Genomic DNA, 23,164 nt, shown 5'->3' on the forward strand with positions numbered 1-23,164 from the left:
CGCCATGACAACACTTGAGGGCGAACTTCAGCGCAACAATTTCGACGGGGTTTCGGTCGAGCAGGTCCTGACCGACATCTACGTCCAGGTGCTCGGTGTCGAGCAGGTGGGCGTTGACGACTCGTTTTTCGATCTCGGCGGGGATTCGCTGTCGGCGATGCGGGTCATCGTCGCCGTCAACGCCGCCCTGAACGCCGACCTGCGTGTGGGTGCGCTTTTCGACGCGCCGACGATAGCCCAACTGGCGTCGCGCATCGCGGGCGATACGGGACGGCTCAAACCGCTGCGGGCCCTTCCGCGACCGGCGGTGGTGCCGTTGTCGTATGCCCAGAGCCGGTTGTGGTTCATCGACCAGTTGCAGGGTGCGTCACCTGTGTACAACCGGGCGGTGGCGTTGCGGCTGTGCGGGGACCTGGATGAGCGTGCGCTGGGCGTCGGGCTGACCGATGTGGTGCGCCGCCATGAGGCACTGCGCACGGTGTTCTCCGCGGTCGACGGAATACCGAGGCAGGTTGTCATGCCGGCCGCGCGCTCCGACTTCGGCTGGCAGGTGGTGGATGCGACCGGGTGGCCGGCCGACCGGCTGGATGCGGCCATCAAGGACACGGCGCGTCACCCGTTCCACCTCGCCACTGAAATCCCGCTGTGGGCAAAGCTTTTCAGGGTCGACGAGCGCAATCACGTGGTGGTGGTCGTGGTCCACCACATCGCCGGAGACGGCTGGTCGATCAGTGTGCTGGCCAGTGACCTGATTGCGGCGTACATCAGCCGGTGTGCCAGGCGGGCGCCCGACTGGGCCGAATTGCCGGTGCAGTACATCGATTACACGCTCTGGCAGCGGGACAATCTCGGGGATCTGACCGATCGGGAGAGCCCACTCGCGGCGCAGGTGGCCTATTGGGAAGAGGCCCTGGCCGGGATGCCCCAGCGGCTCGAACTACCGACCGATCGTCCTTATCCGCCGGTCGCCGATCACCGCGGTGACCAGGTTCGGGTGGACTGGCCGGCCCTGTTGCAGCAGCAGATTCACCAGCTGGCCCGCGAGCACAACGCCACCAGCTTCATGGTCGTGCAGGCGGCCCTCGCCGTGCTGCTGTCTCGGCTGGCCGCCACTTCCGATGTGGCGGCGGGTTTCCCGATCGCCGGCCGCGGAGATCCCGCGCTCGACGCCCTGGTGGGATTCTTCGTCAACACCCTGGTGCTGCGGGTCGACCTGGACGGTGACCCGAGTTTCGCCGAGCTACTGGCCCAGGTGCGTCGGCGCAGCCTAGCCGCCTACGAGCACCAGGACGTCCCGTTCGAGGTGCTGGTCGATCGGCTCAACCCGCCCCGTTCGCGGACCCATCACCCGCTGATCCAGGTGATTCTGAACTGGCAGAACAACGACCCCACCGTCGGTCTCGTCGCGGGCGATCTGCAAATCAGCCCTATCCCGGTCGACACGCACACCGCACGGATGGATCTGGCGTTCTTCCTGATCGACCGGGTCGCGGACAGTGGCGAACTCGGCGGCATCGGTGGACGGGTGGAGTACCGCACCGACGTATTCGAGGCCGCCACGATCGAGGCCCTGGTCGCGCGACTGCAAACGGTGCTGACGGTGGTCACCACCCACCCAGGACGACGTTTGTCCGCGCTGGAGCTGCTGGATGACCGCGAGCATGCCCGGTTGTCCAGGTGGGGCAACCACGCCGCGCTGACCCGGCCGTTGCCCGCCGCGGTGTCGATCCCGGCGGCGTGGGCGGCGCAGGTAACGCGCACCCCCGCCGCGGTCGCGCTGACCTACCGCGACCGGTCCTGGACCTATCGCGAGCTGGATGAGTCGTCGAACCGGTTGGCGCACTTGCTGTCCGGTCACGGGGCAGGTCCGGGCGCGGTGGTGGCGTTGCTGATGGAGCGCTCGGCGCAGGCCGTCATCGCCATTCTGGCGGTGCTCAAGACCGGCGCCGCCTACCTGCCGCTGGACCCGGCGCTGCCCGGCTCCCGGCTGGATTTCATGATCGGCGACGCCGCGCCCTGCGCAGCCGTCACCAGCGCCGGCCTCGCCGCCACACTGAGCAGGCACGAACTGCCGACGATCGACGGCAGTGACTTCGATTATGCTGAGCCGCAACCATTTTCAGGAACAGAGTGGTCCGCGCCGGTTCCCGCCGACGTCGCCTACCTCATGTACACCTCAGGAACCACCGGTGTTCCCAAAGGTGTTGCCATCACTCACCACAACGTCACCCGGCTGATCGGGTCGCTGGACGCCGACCTGGAACTGACGCCGGAGCAGGTGTGGACGCAGTGCCACTCCCTGGTTTTCGACTTCTCGGTGTGGGAGATCTGGGGGGCGCTGCTGCACGGCGGCCGGCTGGTGGTGGTCCCCGACGAGGTGGTGCGCTCACCCAACGACTTTCACGCCCTGCTGGCCGCCGAGCGAATCAGCGTTCTCTGTCAGACCCCGTCGGCGTTCTATGCGCTGGCAACCGTTGACGTGGCGCAACGCGATATGGGAGAGCAGCTCGAGCTGCAGGTGGTGATCTTCGGCGGGGAGGCGCTGCAGCCCCAGCGACTCGGAACGTGGCTGCGCGATCACCCGAACTCGCCGCGGCTGTTCAATCTCTACGGGATCACCGAGACGACCGTGCACGTCTCCGCGGGGGAGATCGTCAACGCCGACGCCGAGTGCGTCGTCAGCCCGATCGGGCTGCCGTTGCCCGATATCGCCTTGTTCGTGCTCGACCGGTGGCTGCGCGCGGTGGCGGTCGGGGTGGTGGGCGAGCTGTATGTGGCCGGCCCCGGGGTGGGTGTCGGATATGTGGGTCGCGCGGGTCTGACGGCGTCGCGGTTCGTGGCATGTCCGTTCGGGGAGCCGGGCACGCGCATGTACCGCACCGGCGATTTGGTGCGCTGGGGGGCCGACGGGCAGCTGGTATACGTGGGCCGCGCCGACGAGCAGGTCAAGATTCGCGGGTATCGCATTGAAAGCGGTGAGGTAGCCGCCGCGTTGGCCGAGGTCGACGGGGTGGGACAGGCGGTCGTGACGGTCCGCGAGGACCACCCGGGTGACAAGCGCCTGGTGGCTTACGTCACCGAGTCGGCCGACGGGAGCCTGGACCCGCACGGGCTGCGTGCGGCAGCGGCGGAGCGGCTGCCGTCGTACATGGTGCCCGCCGCAGTGATCGTCCTGGACGGGCTGCCCCTGACCATCAACGGCAAACTCGACACCAAAGCCCTGCCGGCGCCGAGGTACGTCGACGACGATCACTACCGGGCTCCGGCCACGCCGATCGAGGAGATTATCGCCGGCATCTACGCCCATGTGCTCGGACTCGAGCGGGTCGGTGTCGACGAGTCGTTCTTCGACCTCGGCGGCGATTCCCTGTTGGCCATGCGGGTGGTCGCGGCGATCAACACCGCGCTGGATGCCGGTCTTGCCGTGCGCACGCTCTTCGACGCGCCGTCGATCGCTGCGCTGGCCCCACGTATCGGGTTGGGAGGCAACCGGTTGCAGCCGCTCGCGGCGGTCCCGCGACCCGCCGTAATCCCGCTGTCGTTTGCCCAGAACCGGCTTTGGATCATCGACCAATTCCACGGTCCGTCAGCGCTTTACAACATCCCGGCGGCCTTGCGGTTGCGTGGGACGCTGGATGTCGAGGCGCTGGGTGTCGCACTGACCGACGTGATAGGCCGGCACGAGAGCCTGCGCACAGTGTTCGCCGCGGTCCAGGGCGTGCCCCACCAGACAGTGATTCCGTTGCGGCAGGCCGACTTCGGTTGGCACATTGTGGATGCGACTTCGTGGCCGGTGAACCGGTTGACCGCGGCCATCGAAGCCGCGGCACAACACCACTTCGACCTGGCCACCGAAATCCCGCTCCGCGCCACCCTCTTCAAGGTTTCCGATCAGGAACACATCTTGGTGGTGGTGGTGCACCACATCGCCGGCGACGGGTGGTCGGTCGGCGTGCTGGCGGCTGACCTGGGTACCGCGTATCTGGCGCGGTCTGCCGGACAGCCTCCGGACTGGACGCAATTGCCGGTGCAGTACGCCGATTACACGCTCTGGCAGCGGCAGACTCTCGGTGATCTGGCCGATGCGGACAGCCCGATGGCCGGTCAGCTGCGGTATTGGGAGCAGGCGCTGGCAGGGTTGGCGCCGCGCCTGGAGTTGCCGGTGGACCGGCCTTACCCGCTGGTGGCCGAACAGCGCGGGGGCAAGGTCGTGCTGGAATGGCCGGCCACGCTGGCGCGGCGGGTGCGCGAAGTCGCGGGAGCCCACGGGGCGACCAGCTTCATGGTGGTCCAGGCCGCACTGGCGGTGCTGCTGTCCAAACTCAGCGGCAGTCGCGATGTGGCGGTGGGGTTTCCAGTCGCGGGTCGTGGTGACCCGGCTCTGGACAAATTGGTGGGATTCTTCGTCAACACCCTGGTGCTGCGGGTCGACCTGGGGTCGGTGGCGGACGGAAATCCGACCTTCGCAGACCTGCTCGCTCAGGTGCGGGAACGCAGCCTGGCCGCCTATGAACACCTAGACGTGCCGTTCGAGGTGCTGGTCGAGCGCCTCGACCCGGTCCGTTCGCTGACCCATCATCCATTGATCCAGGTCATGCTGGCCTGGCAGAACAACATCGACTTCAACGTCGACCTGGGTGCTCTCGAGGTCGCGCCCGTTGCGGTCGACACCCACACCGCCCGAATGGATTTGACTTTCTCGCTGGCCGAGCGGCACGGCGAGGACGGTGAGCTCACCGGGATCGGCGGGACAGTCCAGTTCCGCTCCGACGTGTTCGATGCGGACACCATCGAGGCGCTGTGCGGTTGGTTGCAGTCGGTGGTGACCGCGGCCACGACCTCCCCGAGAAAACCGTTGTCGTCGTTGGACCTGGTCGCGCCCGGTGAGCAGACCCGGCTGAATCGCTGGGGAAACCGCGCGGTGCTGACCCAGCCCGCGCCCCCCGCCGTGTCGATCCCTGAGGCGTGGGCGGCGCAGGTGGCGCTCACCCCGGCGGCGGTGGCGTTGACGTGTGGGCATCGCTCGTGGACCTACCGCGAGCTCGACAGAGCGTCAAACCGACTGGCGCACCACCTGTCGCGTCGCGGCGCTCATCCCGGAACGCTGGTGGCGCTGGTGTTCTGCCGGTCGGCCGACGCGATCGTCGCGATGCTGGCAGTGCTCAAAGCCGGTGCCGCCTACCTGCCGATCGATCCGGCACTCCCGCAAGCCCGGATCGGTTTCATGCTCACCGACGCCGCGCCGGTGGCCGTGGTCACCACCACCGAGCTGATCGACAGACTCGAGGTGCACGGTGTGCCGGTGATCGACAGCGCCGCCCCGGACATCAGATCCTGTCCGGTCACCCCCCGGCCGATGCCGGCGCCCGATCATCTCGCCTACCTGATCTATACATCGGGCACCACCGGCGTGCCCAAAGGCGTTGCGATCACGCATCACAACGTGACGCAGCTGCTGCGGGTCACCGGTTTCTTCAGCGGGCGCAACCACGCCGCGCCGCTCGCGTTCGCAGCGACGCAATGGCACTCGTATTCCTTCGACGTCTCGGTGTGGGAGATCTGGGGCACGCTGCTGCGCGGGGGACGGCTGGTGGTCGTGCCGGAGGACGTGGCGGCCTCGCCCGCCGACTTCCACGACCTGCTGACCGCCGAGCACATCGATGTGCTCACTCAAACCCCCTCTGCGGCCGGCATGTTGGACGTTGCGGGGCTCGAATCGACAGCGCTGGTGGTGGGCGGCGAGGCGTGTCCGTCGGAGTTGGTGGATCGCTGGGCGCCGGGCCGGGTCGTCATCAATGCCTACGGCCCCACCGAGACCACCGTCTATGCGGCGATGAGCCGACCGCTGCAGCCGAATTCGGGGCCCACGCCGATCGGCGCACCGGTGTCGGGCGCGGCACTCTTCGTGCTGGACAGATGGTTGCGGCCAGTGCCCGCCGGTGTGGTCGGCGAGCTCTACGTCGCGGGGCGGGGGGTGGGAGTCGGGTACTGGCTGCGACCCTCGCTGACCGCCGCCCGGTTCGTGGCGTGCCCGTTCGGCGCGCCCGGCGCCCGCATGTACCGCACCGGAGACCTGGTGCGCTGGCGACGCGACGGACAGCTGGATTACCTGGGCCGGGCCGACGATCAGGTCAAGATCCGCGGCTACCGCATCGAGCTGGGTGAGGTGCAGGCGGAGCTCGCCGCGATTGACGGCGTCGATCAGGCGGTGGTGCTCGTGCGTGAGGATCGCCCCGGCGACAAGCGTCTGGTGGGTTACCTCACCGGATCACCCGACCTGATGCGCGTACGTGAGGTGCTGTCGCAGCGGTTGCCGTCGTACATGGTGCCCGCCGCCCTGGTACCGCTGAATGCGTTGCCGCTCACCGTAAACGGCAAACTCGACAGCCGCGCCCTGCCCGCGCCGGAATACCAGGACGTGGATCGTTACCGGGAACCGGACGGCGCCGTCGAGCAGATCCTGGCCGCGATCTACGCCGAGGTCCTCGGACTCGACCGCGTCGGTGCGGACGAGCCGTTCTTCGATCTCGGCGGCGACAGCATTCTGGCGATGCAGGTTGTGGCGCGCGCCCGGGATGCGGGCGTGGTGTGCCGGGCGCGCGACGTGTTCGTCGAACAGACCGTCGCCGGGGTGGCCCGCGTCGCGGTGCTGACCGACGGTGACTCCGATGTGGTCGACGAAGGCATCGGCGAGCTGCTGCCCACCCCGATCATGCGCTGGCTGCAGAGTCAGAGCGGCGCGGTCGATCAGTTCAACCAGACGATGGTGCTGCAGGCGCCGGCCGGGGTCACCGAGACCCATGTCCGGGCGCTGCTGCAGGCTCTGATCGACCGGCACGCCATGTTGCGCCTCAGGGGCGACGGTGACGGCTGGTGGGTGCCCGAACCGGGTTCGGATGCCGGGAGCTGTATCCAGCAGGTGGCCGAAATCACGCCGAAGACGTTGGCGCAGGCCCGGTCTCAGTTGGACCCGGGGTCCGGCCGGATGCTGAGCGCGCAGTGGTGCGCCGAATCCGGCCAGCTGGCATTGGTCATTCACCACATGGCCGTCGACGGCGTGTCGTGGCGGATCCTGCTGCACGACGTCAACATCGCCTGGAGCCAGTTGCGCGGTGGGCGTGAGGTGACGTTGCCTTCGGCCGGCACGTCGTTTCAGCGGTGGGCGTCGTTGCTGAATGAGCACGCCCACGCTCCCTCGGTGGTTGACACGGCGGGTGCGTGGCGCCGGGTACTGAACGCGTCCAACGTGCTGCCGCCGGTGCGGCCCGAAGTGGACACTCTGGGCACCGCCGGGCACGTCTCGGTGGCCTTGGACACCGACACCACCCGGATGGTGCTCGGCGCGGCGCCGACGGCGTTTCACGCTGGGGTGCAAGACATTCTGCTGATCGCATTCGCCTTGGCGTGGGCCGAGTTTCTCGGCGGCAGCGAGGCGCCGATCCTGGTCGATGTGGAGGGACACGGGCGCCACGACGACATCGCGCCCATGGTGGACCTGTCGCGCACGGTGGGCTGGTTCACCACCAGGTACCCGGTGGCCCTGGCCGTCGACGCGCCGGACTGGGCCCAGGTGGTGGCGGGGAGCGCGGAACTCGGTTCGGCGATCAAGGACCTCAAGGAGCAACTGCGCACTGTGCCGCATCCGGTCACCTACGGCCTGTTGCGCTATCTCAACGGTGATGTCGATATGCCCGGCGCCGAGCCGGCAATCGGCTTCAACTACCTCGGTCGCCTGGGCGCCCCCGCGCAGTCGGACGGCCGGATCTGGACCGTCGGGAACCGGGTTGCCGACAGCAACGCGGGACTGCCGTTGTCGCTGATGCACACCATCGAGGTGAACGCCTTCACCGTCGACACCGAGGCGGGCCCGCAATTACACGCGGACTGGATGTGGGCGCCGTCGGCCCTCGACCAGGAGCAGGTAAACCGGTTGAGCCGGTTGTGGTTTGAGGCACTGGCCGGCATCTGCGCGCAGGTGCGCGGCGGCGGGGGCGGGTTGACGCCGTCGGACATCGTGCCGGCCCGGCTTAGTCAGCAGCCGCTCGACGAACTGCAGTCGCAGTACGCCATCGTCGATGTGCTGCCGCTGACCGCCGTGCAGCAGGGATTGCACTTTCACGCCGCCGCCACCGGTGGCGACGTATACGCGGTACAAATGGAATTCGCGATCGCCGGTGCCCTCGACCCCGAGCGGCTGCGTGCGGCCGTGCAGACCGTGCTCACCCGGCACCCGAATCTGGCGGCCCGTTTCTGTGACCACGAGCCGGTGCAGCTCATCCCGGCCGACCCGGCGCTGCCGTGGCAGTACCTGCACTTTGACGCCGACGAAGACACCGATGAAGACACCGATGAAGACACCGACGAGCAGATTCAGCAGCTGTGTGCCGCCGAGCGCGCCGCGGTATGCGACCTCACGAGCCCACCGGCCTTCCGGGCGCTGTTGATTCGCACCGGCGAGCACCGGCACCGGCTGGTGCTGACCAATCACCACATCGTCGTCGACGGCTGGTCGATGCCGATCATCCTGCGGGAGATCTTCGCCGCTTATCACGGGCAGCGGCTGCCGGCGGCCGTGCCCTACCGGCGCTTCGTGACCTGGCTGACTGACCGAGACGATGCGGCCGCCCAGGAAGCCTGGCGGCAGACACTGCGCGGCTTCGACACCCCCACGCTGGTCGGAACGCCGGGCCGGTCGGGTCCCGGTCCGCGGCGCGCGACGCTGCTCCGGGTACCCGCCACCACCACGCGGGCCCTCAACGAGTTAGCGCGCTCCTGCCATACCACCGTCAACATCGTTCTGCAGGGCGCATTTTCGCAACTGCTGAGTTGCCTGACCGGTCACCATGACGTCGCCTTCGGCACCACAGTCTCCGGGCGCCCGGCCGAGGTGGCCGGTGCCGACTCGCTGGTCGGGCTGCTCATCAATACGGTGCCGGTGCGCGCGACCCTCACTCCCGCCACCACCGCCGCAGACCTACTCAGCCAACTGCACGGCGCCCACAACGACACCATCGAGCACCAGCATCTGGCGCTCAGCGAGATTCACCGAATCACCGGGCACGACATACTGTTCGACACCCTGTTCGTGTACCAGAACTTCCCGATGGATCTCGCCACGCTGTCGGGCGCTGAGGGCCTGGACATCACCGAGATGTCCAGACACGACTACAACCACTACCCGCTGACGATCCAGGCCCTACCCGGGCCCGAACTGGGACTGCGCGTCGAATTCGACACCGAGGTGTTCGACGACACCGCCATCGACGCGTTGGCGGGGCGCTTCGAGCGGATCCTGACGGCGATGGCGGCCGACCCGGCCCGGCGGTTGTCTTCGCTGGATGTGCTCGATGGCGGTGAGCATCGGCGCCTCACGCACTGGGGCAATCAACCGGCGCTGAGTCGGGCCGTGCCCGCGTCGGCGTCGATTCCGGTGTTGTGGGCCGCTCAGGTCGCGCGCACGCCCGAGGCGGTGGCGGTGCGCTTTGAGGGCGATTCGCTGACCTACCGCGAACTCGACGACACCGCGAACCGGCTCGCGCACAGGTTGGCCGGCGCCGGCGCCGGGCCGGGAACGTCGGTGGCGCTGCTGTTTCCGCGCTCGGCGCAGGCGGTCGCGGCGATTCTGGCGATCCTGAAGACCGGAGCGGCCTATCTGCCGATCGATCCGGCATTGCCAGAGGCCCGCATCGCTTTCATGCTCGACGACACCGCCCCGGTCGCCGCGGTGACCACCGCCGCGCTGGCCGGCCGACTCGCCGGGCATGACCTGCCGGTCCTCGACATCGCCGACACCCCGGCCGCCCTGCCGGACATCGCGCTGCCCGTCGCCGTCCCCGTCGTCGCCCCCGACGCGGCTCCCGACGCGGCTCCCGACGATGTCGCCTACCTCATCTACACCTCGGGTACCACCGGTGTTCCGAAAGGCGTTGCCGTTACTCATCGCAACGTCACACAGCTGCTCGACTCCCTTGGCGACAGCACGGGTCCGGCCGGGGTGTGGTCGCAATGGCATTCGCTGGCGTTCGACGTTTCGGTGTGCGAGATCTTCGGTGCACTGTTGTCCGGCGGCCGCCTGGTGGTGGTGCCCGAACCGGTCACCCGCGCACCCGAGGAATTCCACGCGCTGCTGGCCGCCGAGCAGGTCAGCGTGCTGAGTCAGACCCCGTCGGCGTTCTATGCTCTGCAGGCCGTCGACGGTCAGGGGCAGCCGCTGCAACTGCAGACCGTGTTGTTCGCCGGGGAAGCGCTGGAACCCCAACGTCTTCGGGCCTGGCTGAAGACCCACCCCGGGGCGCCGCGCCTGTTGAACCTGTACGGCACCACCGAGACGACGGTGCACGCCTCGGTGCGCCAGATCGTCGCCGCAGATGTCGAGCGCACCGTCAGCCCTATCGGCGTGCCCCTGAACCATCTGGCCTTTTTCGTGCTGGACGGCTGGCTGCGTCCGGTCCCGCCGGGTGTGGTGGGGGAGCTGTACGTGGCCGGTAGCGCTGTGACAGTAGGGTATTGGCGCAGGGCTCCGTTGACGGCGACGCGGTTCGTGGCGTGCCCGTTCGGGCCGGCGGGGACCCGGATGTACCGGACCGGAGATCTGGTGTGCTGGGGCGAGGACGGCCAGCTCCGCTATGAGGGGCGGGCCGACGAGCAGGTCAAGCTCCGCGGGTACCGCATCGAACTCGGCGAGATCCAGAACGCGTTGTTGGCCTGCCCGCAGATCGACCAGGCGGTTGCGACCACGCAGCACAACGCGTCCGGTGGCGCCCAGCTGGTCGCCTACGTCACCCTGTCACCCAGCCCCGAAGCCGATCGAGACGCCGCCCACGACACCGACATCGTCGAACAGTGGCAACACCTCTACGACGACTTGTACGGCAGCTCATCGGGCAGCTCATCCGGCAAAGATGCTGCGGCGCCGAGCCTCGGCATGGATTTCCGCGGCTGGAACAGCAGCTACACCGGAGATCCGATTCCCCTCGAGCAGATGCAGGAGTGGCGTTCGGCCACGGTGGACCGGATCCTGGCCCTACGACCGCGACGGGTGCTGGAGATCGGCGCCGGTTCGGGGCTGCTGCTGTCCCAAATCGCACCGCACAGCGACGAATACGTCGCCACCGACCTGTCCCGGGTCGCCATCGGCAACCTCGCCCGCGCGCTGGAACAGGCGCAGGTCCCGTGGCGGGACCGTGTCCGGTTGCTGGCTCAGCCCGCCCACGTCACCTCGGGACTACCGCACACTCATTTCGACACCATCATCCTGAACTCGATCATCCAGTACTTCCCGAACGTGGGATATCTGACCGAGGTCATCGACAGCGCCCTGGACCTGCTGGCACCGGGCGGTGCCCTGTTCCTCGGCGACATCCGCAACCACACTCTGCAGGCCGCGTTCCAGACATCGGTTGCGCTCACCGATACCACCGCCGATGCCGGCGAGATCCGCCGCCGGGTCCGTCGCGCCATGGTGAGTGAATCCGAATTGTTGCTCGCCCCAGAGTTTTTCACCAGCTGGGCAGCCGGTAACAACTCGGTGGGCGGGCTCGACATCCAAGTCAAACGCGGATCGGCCGACAACGAACTGAACCGGTACCGCTACGACATCCTCGTCCACAAAGCTCCCGCTCCGGTCCGGTCGCTGGCCAGCACGTCCACCTGGTCGTGGAGTGACGCCGCCGGGTTGAGTGCCCGGTTGATGTCCGATCGTCCTGCCGCCGTTCGTGTCACCGGCATTCCGCGCGCCGGACTTGCCGCCGACGTCCACACCGAGCGTGCTCTCGCCGCGGGATTCCCGCTGCCCGAGGCCATGACGGGGCCTCCGGTCGACGGTGACGCCGGCGGTGTCGATCCCGAACAACTGCACCGCCTCGGCGCAGCCGCCGGATACCGCGTCGCGGTCACCTGGGGCGCGCAACCCGGCACCGTCGACGCCGTTTTCCTGACCGGCGGGTCACCGCTGACCGACGTCTACCGGCCTCCGGCCGAGAACCACCGGCGCACGGCCTACGCCAACGAGCCGCACAAAACCCGCACCATCAGTGCGGTGCGCCGGCGGTTGAGTGCGCGACTGCCGGCCTACATGGTGCCGGCCCACATCGTGGTGCTCGACGAGTTCCCGCTCACCTCGTCGGGCAAGCTGGACCGAAAGTCGCTGCCGGCGCCGGAGTTTCAGGACGGGCAACGCTACCGGGCGCCGACCGGCGCCGTCGAGGAAGTCCTGGCCGGCATCTACGCCGAGGTGCTGGGGTTGCAGCGGGTCGGGGTGGACGAGTCGTTCTTCGAACTGGGCGGCGACAGCATCCTGTCGATGCAGGTGGTGGCGCGGGCGCGCGCGGCGGGGGTGGTCTGTAAGCCGCGCGATATCTTCGCCGAACAAACGGTTGCCGGTGTGGCCAGGGTGGCCACCCAGGCCGGCGGCGGAGTGGTCCCCGACGACGGCGCCGGGACGGTCCCTGCCACCCCGGTCATGTGGACGTTGCGAACTCTTGGCGGCTGCATCGACCAGTTCAGCCAGGCGATGGTGCTGCAAGGTCCGGCCGGCACGGTCGAGGCTGACGTGGCGGCGGCGCTGCAGGCGCTGCTGGACCACCACCCGATGCTGCGGTCGCGGCTCGTCACCGACGACGCCAGTCAATGGTCGCTGCTGGTCCCCGGGCCGGGTTCGGTGGACGCGACGACGTGTCTGCGGGCCGTGCCCGAATGGTCCGATGACGAGGTCGCCGCGGCGCGGTCGCGGCTGCGGCCGGCCGCAGGGGTGATGCTGAGCGCGCTGTGGGTCACCGGCGCCCGACAGCTGGTCTTGATCATTCACCACCTCGCGGTGGATGGGGTGTCGTGGCGAATCCTGTTGAGCGACTTCATCACCGCGTGGGCCCAGCACACTCACGGTCAGCCGGTGGCGTTGCCGGAGAACGGCACCTCGTTCCGGCGGTGGGCTTCCCTGCTGGCCGAGTATGCGGGCCGGCCCGACGTGGTTGAGCAGGCCGACATCTGGCGGCGGGTCCTCGCCGTCCCAGCGGCGTTGCCGGCGGTGCGCCCGGACGTGGACACGTTCGGCACTGCCGGTCAGCTGTCGCTGACGCTGGATGCCGAGCACACCCGGATGCTGCTCGGTGCGGTGCCGGCGGCGTTTCATGCCGGCGTACAAGACATCCTGTTGCTCGCCTTCGGACTGGCATGCGCGGAGTTCTGCGACGCCACCGGTGCGCCCGTCGGGATCGCGGTCGAGGGGCACGGACGCCACGACGAACTCGCCGCGGACATCGACCTGTCGCGGACGGTCGGGTGGTTCACCACCAAGTACCCGGTCGCGCTGGCGCTGCCCGAGATCGAGTGGGCGCGGGTGGTCGCCGGCACGTCCGAGCTGGGCTCGGTGATCAAAGCGGGCAAGGAACAACTGCGCGCCCTGCCGCATCCGATGACTTTCGGCGTGCTGCGCTACCTGAACGCCGACGCCGGACTCTCCGGCCCGGATCCCGCCATCGGATTCAATTACCTTGGCCGACTTGGCACTTCCGCACTCAACGCGGCCGGCGACGGATGGCGGCCGGTGCAGCGCCGGTTGCCGTCCACCGGTGTGTCCGTGCCGATGCTGCATACCGTGGAGGTAAACGCCAGCACCCTCGACACAGCCGAAGGACCACGTCTGCAGGCACATTGGACCTGGGCGACGTCAGCTCTGGACACGGCGCAGATCAACCGGCTGAGCCGGTTGTGGTTCGAGGCACTGACCGGCCTGTGCGCGCACGTGCAAGGCGGTGGAGGCGGACTCACCCCGTCGGACCTCACCCCCGCCCGGTTGAGCCAGCAGCAGATCGACGAGCTGGCGCGGCACTACCACGTCGCCGACGTGTTGCCGTTAACCCCGTTGCAGCGGGGCCTGCTCTTCCACGCCGGCACCGCACACGGTGACGTCTTCGATGATGTCTACGCGGTGCAACTGGACTTCACGCTGAGCGGCTCCCTGGATCCCGAGCGCCTGCACGCAGCGGTGCAGACGGTGGTGGCGCGGCATCCCCACCTGTGCGCACGATTCAGCGAAGAATTCGACGAACCGATGCAGATCATCCCCGCCGATCCCCAAGTGCCATGGCAATACCTGGAACTCCAGGCCAATGAGGTCGATGCGGTCTGCGCCGCCGAACGCGCCGCGGTGTGCGACTTCACAGACCCGCCGTCCATCCGGGCGGTGCTGATCCGCACCGGGGCGCAGGAGCACCGGTTCGTGCTGACCAACCACCACATCGTCCTCGACGGCTGGTCGGTACCGATCCTGCTGAAAGAAATTTTCGCCGACTACTACGGGCAGCCGCTCGGTGCGCCCGTGTCCTACCGCCGTTTCGTGACCTGGTTGGCCGATCGCGACATCCCCGCCGCCCGCGCGGTCTGGCAGCAGCAGCTGGCCGGTTTCGAGGTCCCGACCGTGGTCGCTCCCCGGAGTCAACTCCAGGCGGGACCGCGAGGTGATGCGTCGTTCCCGTTGTCGGCCGAAATAACCCGGGCGGTCAGCGATCTGGCGCGGTCCTGCCACACCACCGTCAACATCGTGCTGCAGGGCGCGTGGGCGCAGCTGCTGATGTGGCTGACCGGTAGCAACGATGTCGTCTTCGGCACTACGGTTTCCGGCAGGCCGTCCGATATGGCCGGCGCGGAGGCCATGGTCGGGTTGCTGATCAACACAGTGCCGGTGCGCGCCACCGCCGACGCGGCCACCACCACCGTCGAACTCGTCGACCGGCTGCAACGCGCCCAGAACGACACCCTCGAGCATCAGCACCTGGCGCTCAGCGAAATTCATCGCATCACCGGTCAGAATGTGCTGTTCGACACGCTTTTCGTGTACCAGAACTACCCGCTTAACGCCGCCGCGGTGCTCGGTTCCCACGACTTGCGGATCACGGAGGGCAGCAGCCGCGACGTCACCCACTACCCGTTGACGATTCGGGTACTGCCGGGCTCCGAGTTGGGGCTCCGGGTGCAATTCGACGCCGCCGTATTCGCCGCCGAGGATGTCGACACGCTGATCGGGCGGTTCGAACGCCTGTTAGCCGCAATGACGGCCGACCCAACGCGCCGGTTGCTCACGACAGACGCCCTCGACGGTGATGAGCATTCTCGGCTCGCCCAATGGGGTAACCGGGAAGCGTTGAGTGAAACCGGATTTGACGCAGCGTCGATTCCGGAGTTGTGGGCTGACCAGGTTGCGCGTACCCCCGAGGCCACAGCGGTGTGCGCCGGCGGCGACTCGATGACGTATCGGGAACTGGACGACGTCGCGGATCGGTTGGCGTGGCTGCTGGCCGGACACGGTGTCGGCCCCGGAAAGGTTGTGGCGCTGCTCCTTCCGAGATCCCCGCGGGCGATCGCGGCGATTCTGGCGGTGCTCAAGACCGGAGCGACGTATCTGCCGATCGATCCGGGCCTGCCGGCTTCGCGAATCCGGTTCATGCTGACCGATGCCGCACCGGTGGCCACGATCACTTCTGGTGGGACGGCCGGGCGGATCGAGGAGTTCGCCGGCCTGGTGATCGATGTCGACCACCCACACCCGGGCCAAGATCCGGTCGCCAAGTTGCCGGTGCCGAAGCCCGAAGACATCGCCTATGTCATTTACACCTCCGGCACTACCGGAGTTCCCAAAGGGGTGGCCATACCGCATCGCAGCGTGATCAGGATGCTGGCGTCGTTGAACGACCGCGTGCCACCGCAAGCCGTGTGGTCGCAGTGCCATTCGCTGGCCTTCGACTTCTCGGTATGGGAAATCTTCGGTGCGCTGCTCAGCGGTGGGCGATTGGTGGTGGTGCCCGACTCCGTGATCCGTTCACCGCAGGAACTGCATGCCGTGCTGGTGGCTGAACAGGTCAGCGTTTTGAGCCAGACCCCCTCCGCGTTCTACGCGCTGCAGACCGCCGATGCGCTCGACCCCGGGCCGGGACTGCGCTCACAGCTGCATTCGGTGGTGTTCGGTGGGGAAGCGCTTGAGCCGCAGCGCCTTTGCGCCTGGCTGGACAGTAACCCAGGATCTCCGCACCTGCTGAACCTGTACGGCATCACCGAGACGACGGTGCACGCCTCCATCCGGGAGATCGTGGCCGAGGATCTCATCGGCACCGGCAGCCCGGTCGGTGTGCCGTTGGACCATCTCGCGTTCTTCGTGCTCGACGGTTGGCTGCGCCCGGTGCCCGCGGGCGTGGTGGGTGAGCTCTATGTTGCCGGCGCGGGCCTGGGGGTCGGATATGTGGGACGGCCCGGGTTGACGGCCTCGCGGTTCCTGGCTTGTCCGTTCGGTGCTCCCGGGACGCGCATGTACCGAACCGGGGACCTCGCGTCGTGGGGCGCTGACGGGCAGCTGATGTATGTGGGGCGGGCGGATCAGCAGGTCAAGATCCGCGGCTACCGCATCGAATTGGGGGAGATCCGCGCCGCCCTGGCTGGGCTGGACGGAGTCGAGCAGGCGGCGGTCATCGTCCGCGAGGACCGTCCCGGCGACAAACGGCTGGTCGGATACCTCACCGAGTCCAACCGCGATGCCATCGACGTCGTTGCGATCCGGTCCGCGCTGAGTCAGCGGCTGCCGGCCTATATGGTGCCGGCCGCGCTCGTGGTGGTGGATGCGTTGCCGCTGACGGTCAACGGGAAACTCGACCCGCGCGCCCTCCCGGTGCCGGACTACGGCGCAGGCGTTTCTCGTCCCCCCGCCAATCCGCTCGAGGAGATCCTGGCCGCCATTCAGGCTCAGGTACTGGGGCTGGCGCGGGTCGGCGTGGAGGAGTCGTTCTTCGACCTGGGCGGGGATTCGCTGTCGGCGATGCGCCTGGTCGCTGCGATCAATACCGCCCTGCACGCCGGGCTGACGGTGCGTGCGGTGTTCGAGTCGCCGACAGTCGCCCAATTGGCGGCCCGCGTCGGTTCGGCCGGCGCCGGGCGGGATCCGCTGATCGCGGTAGAGCGACCTGCAGAGATTCCATTGTCGTTCGCGCAGAGCCGGTTGTGGTTCCTGCATCAATTCCACGGCCCCTCAGCGGTGTACAACATCCCGATGGCCCTGCGGATGCGCGGGAAGCTGGACGCGGACGCGCTGGGTGCGGCCCTCTTTGAAGTACTCGCCCGGCAGGAGAGCCTGCGTACCGTGTTCGCGATGTCGCGGGGAAGACCGCGGCAGGTGGTCGTGCCGGTGGACCAGGCCGACCTGGGCTGGCGCATCGTCGACGCCACGGAGTGGTCGGCCCGGCAGCTCACCGAAGCCATCGCGACCGCGGGACGGCATGCGTTCGATCTGGCCACCGAGATCCCGATCAGGGCACAGCTTTTCGCGGTAGCGCCGGAAGAAAATGTGCTCGCGATCGTGGTGCACCATATCGCGGCGGACGGCTGGTCGGTGGCGCCGTTGGCCCGCGACCTGGGACTGGCCTACGCGGCCCGCTGCGTGAACCAGCCTCCGCAATGGGCGGAGCTGCCGGTGCAGTACGCCGATTACACAGTGTGGCAACAACATTGCCTCGGCGACCCGGCGGACCCCGGCAGCCGGCTGGGCGAACAGCTGAAATTCTGGGAGAGTGCGCTGGCCGGCCTGCCCGAACGGGTTACGCTGCCCACCGACCGCCCCTACTCGGCGGTCGCCGACTACCGCGGCGCGAGTGTGACGGTGGACTGGCCGGCACAGTTGCACCGGCGGGTGCGCGATCTGGCCCGGGCGCACAACGCGACGGGGTTCATGGTGGTGCAGGCGGCCCTGGCGGTGCTGCTGGCCAAGCTCAGCGCGAGTTCCGATGTGGCTATCGGGTTTCCGATCGCCGGCCGCAGTGATCCAGCGCTGGACGACCTGGTGGGATGCTTCGTCAACACGCTGGTGTTGCGTGTCGACCTCGACGGTGACCCCACAATCGGCGAACTGCTGAGCCAGGTGCGCGAGCGCAGCCTGGCCGCGTACGACCACCAGGACGTGCCCTTCGAGCTGCTGGTGGAACGGCTCAACCCGGCCAGATCGCTGACCCATCACCCGCTGATTCAGGTGCTGATGGCCTGGCAGAACAATGTGCTGCCGGCCGCTGCCCTCGGCAACCTGCAAGTTGAGCCCTTGTCCGCCGAAACCCGCACCGCCCGAATGGATCTGGCGTTCTCACTGGCCGAGCGCTTCACCGGGGGAAGCGAACCGGCCGGACTCGGCGGATCCGTGGAATTCCGCACCGACGTGTTCGACCCGGCAAGCATCGACATTCTCCTGCAGCGATTGCGGCGCGTGCTCGAGGCCATGACCGCCGATCCCGGCGCGCGGGTGTCATCGGTATCGCTGCTCGATGCGGCGGAGCGGATTCGGCTCGGCGCGTGGGGCAATCATCCGGTGTTGAACCACCTCGCAGTCACCGAGACGTCGATCCCGGCGGCCCTGGCCGCCCAGGTCGCGCGCACACCGGCAGCCGACGCAGTGACCTGCGGCGGGCGCTCGATGACCTACCGCGAACTTGATGCAGCCTCAAATCGGTTGGCCCACCGGCTGGCCGGATACGGTGCGGCGCGGGGCACCTGCGTCGCGCTGCTGCTCGGCCGATCCACCGAAGCGATAGTGGCGATAACGGCGGTGCTCAAGACCGGCGCCGCGTATCTGCCGATCGACCCGGCACTGCCGGATCCGCGCGTCGGGTTCATGATCCGCGACGCGACACCGGTCGCCGCCGTCACCACCACGGCCCTGGCCGGCAGACTCGAGGGCTACCAACTCACGGTCGTCGACGTCAGCGTCGACATCGATGACCCCGACAACGCGGCGCATCCCATCAGCGCGCTGCCGGTGCCCTCAGCGCAGGACATCGCCTATCTCATCTACACCTCGGGCACCACCGGCGTCCCCAAAGGCGTTGCCGTGACTCATCACAACGTCGTTCAACTGGCGGCATCGCTGGATGACGCGCTGCCGCGGGCCGGGGTGTGGGCGCAGTGCCACTCCTACGCCTTCGACGTCTCGGTGTGGGAAATCTGGGGTGCGCTGTTGCGTGGCGGCCGGCTGGTGGTGATACCCGAGGACGTGATGGCCTCCCCGGCCGACTTCCACGACGTGCTGGTTGCCGAACGGGTCAGCGTCCTCGACTTGAGTCCGTCTGCGGCGCAGATGCTTTCGCCGGCGGGTCTGGAGGACATGGCGCTGGTGGTCGGTGGCGAAGCCTGCCCGGCCGCGGTGGTGGATCGGTGGGCGGCCGGAAACCGGTTACTGATCAACGCCTACGGCCCGACCGAGACCACGGTCGACGCGGCGAGGAGCGCGCCGCTGCGAGCGGGCGCGCCGCCGATCGGCACACCCGTGTCGGGAGCGGCGCTGTTCGTGCTGGATGAGCGGATGCGTCCGGTACCCGCCGGTGTGGTCGGCGAGCTCTACATCGCCGGACATGGGCTCGGCGTGGGATATTGGCGCCGGCCGGGACTGACCGCGTCGCGGTTTGTGGCATGCCCGTTCGGCGGCAGCGGAACCCGGATGTACCGCACCGGGGACCTGGCCCACTGGGACGCCGACGGGCAGTTGCGTTACGTCGGCCGCGCCGACGAGCAGGTCAAGATCCGTGGTTACCGCATCGAACCCGGCGAAGTGCAGGCGGCGCTGGCTGCCCTCGACGGCGTGGACCACGCGGTGGTGACCGTCCGCGAGGACCGCCCCGGAGACAGGCGCCTGGTGGCTTACCTGACCGGAACCGCGGATCCGGCGCGCGCCCGGGCGGAGCTGGCCGGCCGCCTGCCGTCGTACCTGGTGCCCGCCGCGGTGGTAACCATCGACGAGATCCCGTTGACGGCGAACGGGAAGCTCGACACCCGCGCCCTCCCGGCGCCGAGCTACCACGACACGTCGCGTTACCGCGCGCCCGCCACCGAGGTCGAAGAGATCCTGGCGGACAGCTACGCCGAAGTGCTTGGCCTGCACCGGGTGGGCGTCGACGAATCCTTCTTCGACCTGGGCGGGGACAGCATCTCGGCGATGCGGGTCATCGCGGCGATCAACAACGCGCTCAACGTCGGGCTGTCGGTGCGCAGCCTGTTCGAAACACCGACGGTCGAAGGGCTGAGCCGAGCGGTGGGCGACGGCGCCGCCGCCGATCCTCGCTACGCGGCCGTGCACGGCCGGGCCGGCGCCAAGATATACGCGCGAGACCTGACTCTGGACAAGTTCATCGAGGCTCCGACGCTGACCGCGGCGCCGGGCCTGCCCGGTGCGGGCACCGAAGTGCGGACTGTCCTGCTGACCGGCGCCACCGGATTCGTCGGGCGATACCTGGTCCTGGAGTGGCTGCAGCAGCTGGAGCTGAAAGACGGCAAACTGATCTGCCTGGTGCGGGGACAGTCCGACCAGGATGCCCGACGGCGGCTGGACGCGGTCTTCGACAGCGGTGATCCACATCTGCTGCGGCTCTACCGGGAGTTGGCGGCCGATCACCTCGAAGTCGTGGCCGGGGACAAAGACCAGGTCGATCTGGGACTGGACCGGAGCGCGTGGCGGCGGCTGGCCGATACCGTTGACCTGATTGTGGATTCGGCAGCGGTGGTCAACGGAGCCCTGCCCTACAGCGAGCTGTTCGGGCCCAATGTCGTTGGCACCGCTGAACTCATCCGGCTGGCGCTCACCACCAAACTCAAGGCCTACGCCTTCGTGTCGACTGCCGACGTGGGAAGACAAGTCGAACCTTCCGAATTCACCGAAGATGCGGATATCCGCGCCGTCAGCCCCGGCCGTATCCTGTCCGCCGAACCGGCCAACGGCTACGGCAACAGCAAGTGGGCCGGCGAGGTGCTGCTGCGTGAGGCCCACGACCTGTGTGGGCTTCCCGTCGCGGTGTTCCGCTGCGGCATGGTGCTGGCGGACACCACGTATGCGGGACAACTCAACCTGTCGGACATGTTCAGCCGGATGGTGCTGAGCGTGGTGTCGACCGGCATCGCACCGTCATCGTTCTACCGGACCGATCACGAGGGCAACCGGCAACGTGCCCACTTCGACGGATTGCCGGTGACTTTCGTCGCCGAGGCGATCACCACCCTGAGCGCCCAGGTCGCCGGTTCCGGTGTGGCCGGGTTCCAGACCTATCACGTCATGAATCCGCACGACGACGGCATCGGACTCGACGAGTACGTCGACTGGCTGGTCGAGGCGGGGTACCCGCTGCAGCGCATCAGCGACTTCGGCGAGTGGGTGCGGCAATTAAAGGCAGCCCTGCAGACCCTGCCGGAGTCCCAGCGCCGTCATTCCGTGCTGCCGCTGCTGGCGTCCCGCGATACCTCAGCCGTGCAGCCGCTCCCGCCGACCACCGGGTCGTACGCGCCGACCGACCGATTCCGGGCGGCCGTCCAGGAGGCCAAAATCGGTCCCGACAAGAAGAATCCGGATATACCGCACATCTCCGCGCCGGTAATCGTCAAGTACGCGACCGATCTGCACCTGCTCGGACTGCTCGGCGGAGAAACGCCGCCATGCTGACTCTGTTACGCCCGCACTGGGTCTCGATGACCGTCAGCATGTCACTGCTCAGCGCCGCGACGGCGCTCATCCTCTGGCAACCGCTGCTGGTCGGGCGGCTCGTCGATCGCGCGACGACAGGTGCATTGCACCTGGGTGCCGCGCTCGCGCTGCTCGCCGTCCTGCTGTGTCAGCTCGCGCTGGAAGGTCTGGGGCACTTTCGGCTGGACCGCACCGGTGAACGGATCGTCTTGCGGTTGCGCGCCGACTTCACCGATCATGTCGTGCGCCTGCCGATCGGACTGCTCGACCGGGTCCGCACCGGTGACCTGCTGGCCCGCGGCACCAGCGACGCCGGCCAGTTGCGCGACATGCCCCGCGCCGTAGGCGACATCGCGTTCGGATTGCTGACGCTGCTCGGTGCGGGCGCCTTCATGCTGTCGATCGACGCGCTCACCCTGTGTGTGGTGGTGGCGGTCATGACGGTTGCGTTCGGCGCCGGTAGCCCGTTCCTGTCCTGGATCCAGCGTGACTCACTGAATCGCCAAGTGGCCCTGAGTGATTACACGGCCGGCCTGGACCGGGCGCTCGGCGCGGCCCGCACGGTCAAGCTGTTCGGCGCCGAAGCGCGCGAAGTCAGCTTCATCGGCCTCAGTGCGGCGGCCGCCTATCGGGCCGGCGTTCGGGTGGCGTCATCGACGGCCATCAACATCGGGGCAATCCGGTTGGGCGTCACCGTCTCATTTCTGACCATCATGGTCATCGACGGGCGCCGGGTGGCCGACGGAGGCTTGTCCGTAGGCCACTTCGTCAGCCTGTTCGCCTTCGCCATGTACGCGGTCTTCCCGATCACGGCCGGCTTCGCCGCACTCGCCACCTTCCGCACCTCCGCGGGTGCCTACCAGCACCTCGTCGCCACCCTGCGTGAGCTCCCCGAAAGCGACCCTCCGGTGTCGCCGGACGCCGCGGCCGTGCCGTCGACGCCGCGCCAAAATGAAACGCCGCTGGTCGAATTCGACCACGTGTCGTTCTCCTACGGTTCCGGCGGACCTGTGCTCGACGATGTCTCCTTCACGCTGCGCGGAGATCAGATCACCGCGCTGATCGGCCCGTCGGGCGCCGGAAAGTCGACGATTCTCGCGCTGCTGTGCCGTTTTCACGACCCGGACGCCGGGACGATTCGGTGGGAGGGCCAGGACATCCGCACCATGGCGCTGCGGGACCTGCGTGGTCGGCTCGGGCTCCTCGAGCAGGACGCGCCGGTGCTGCACGGCACCATTCGCGACAACCTGCTCATCGCCGATCCCGGTGCCACCGACGACAACCTGTGGCGCGTCCTGCGGCAAGCGAACATCGCCGACGAAATCGCGCGTCTCCCAGACCAACTCGACAGCCCCGTGCTGGAACGGGGCCGCAGCCTGTCCGGTGGGCAACGCCAGCGCCTGGCCCTGGCCAGAGCATTCCTGTCCCGGTCGCAGCTCATCCTGATGGACGAACCGACCGCACATCTCGACCGCGCCAACGAGTACGACGTCATGGCCAATCTGCTGCATGCGCGCGGCCGGCGCAGCATCCTCGTCGTCGCCCACCGCCTGTCCACCGTCACCACCGCCGGGCAGATCCTCGTTCTGCAGGGGGGCCGCATTCAAGCCACCGGAACCCATACCGAGCTGATGGGCACGGCCGTCTACCGGGAATTGATCGAACACGAACTCGTGCGGCGCTAGGGAGCCGGGG

At 68.1% G+C, this 23,164-nt stretch carries 2 protein-coding genes; both read left to right on the forward strand.

The genetic code is table 11. The features are described 5' to 3' along the window. Positions 1-4 precede the first annotated feature (4 nt). Entirely contained in the window at positions 5-21,448 is a 21,444-nt protein-coding gene (locus C0J29_RS14820) for a non-ribosomal peptide synthase/polyketide synthase (protein ID WP_120792788.1), read from the forward strand. Then, on the forward strand, positions 21,442-23,154 hold the full coding sequence (locus tag C0J29_RS14825) for an ABC transporter ATP-binding protein (protein ID WP_065164461.1): 1,713 nt from the start codon (positions 21,442-21,444) through the stop codon (positions 23,152-23,154). The genes C0J29_RS14820 and C0J29_RS14825 overlap by 7 nt, the downstream gene beginning before the upstream one ends. Positions 23,155-23,164: the final 10 nt, after the last annotated feature.

It is taken from the genome of Mycobacterium paragordonae (genome assembly GCF_003614435.1).
GTDB lineage: Bacteria > Actinomycetota > Actinomycetes > Mycobacteriales > Mycobacteriaceae > Mycobacterium > Mycobacterium paragordonae.

What these genes read in the sequence shown, in the direction of transcription:
- C0J29_RS14825 (WP_065164461.1), top strand. Translation starts at nt 21,442, where the DNA reads ATGCTGACTCTGTTACGCCCGCACTGGGTCTCGATGACCGTCAGCATG.
- C0J29_RS14820 (WP_120792788.1), top strand. Translation starts at nt 5, where the DNA reads ATGACAACACTTGAGGGCGAACTTCAGCGCAACAATTTCGACGGGGTT.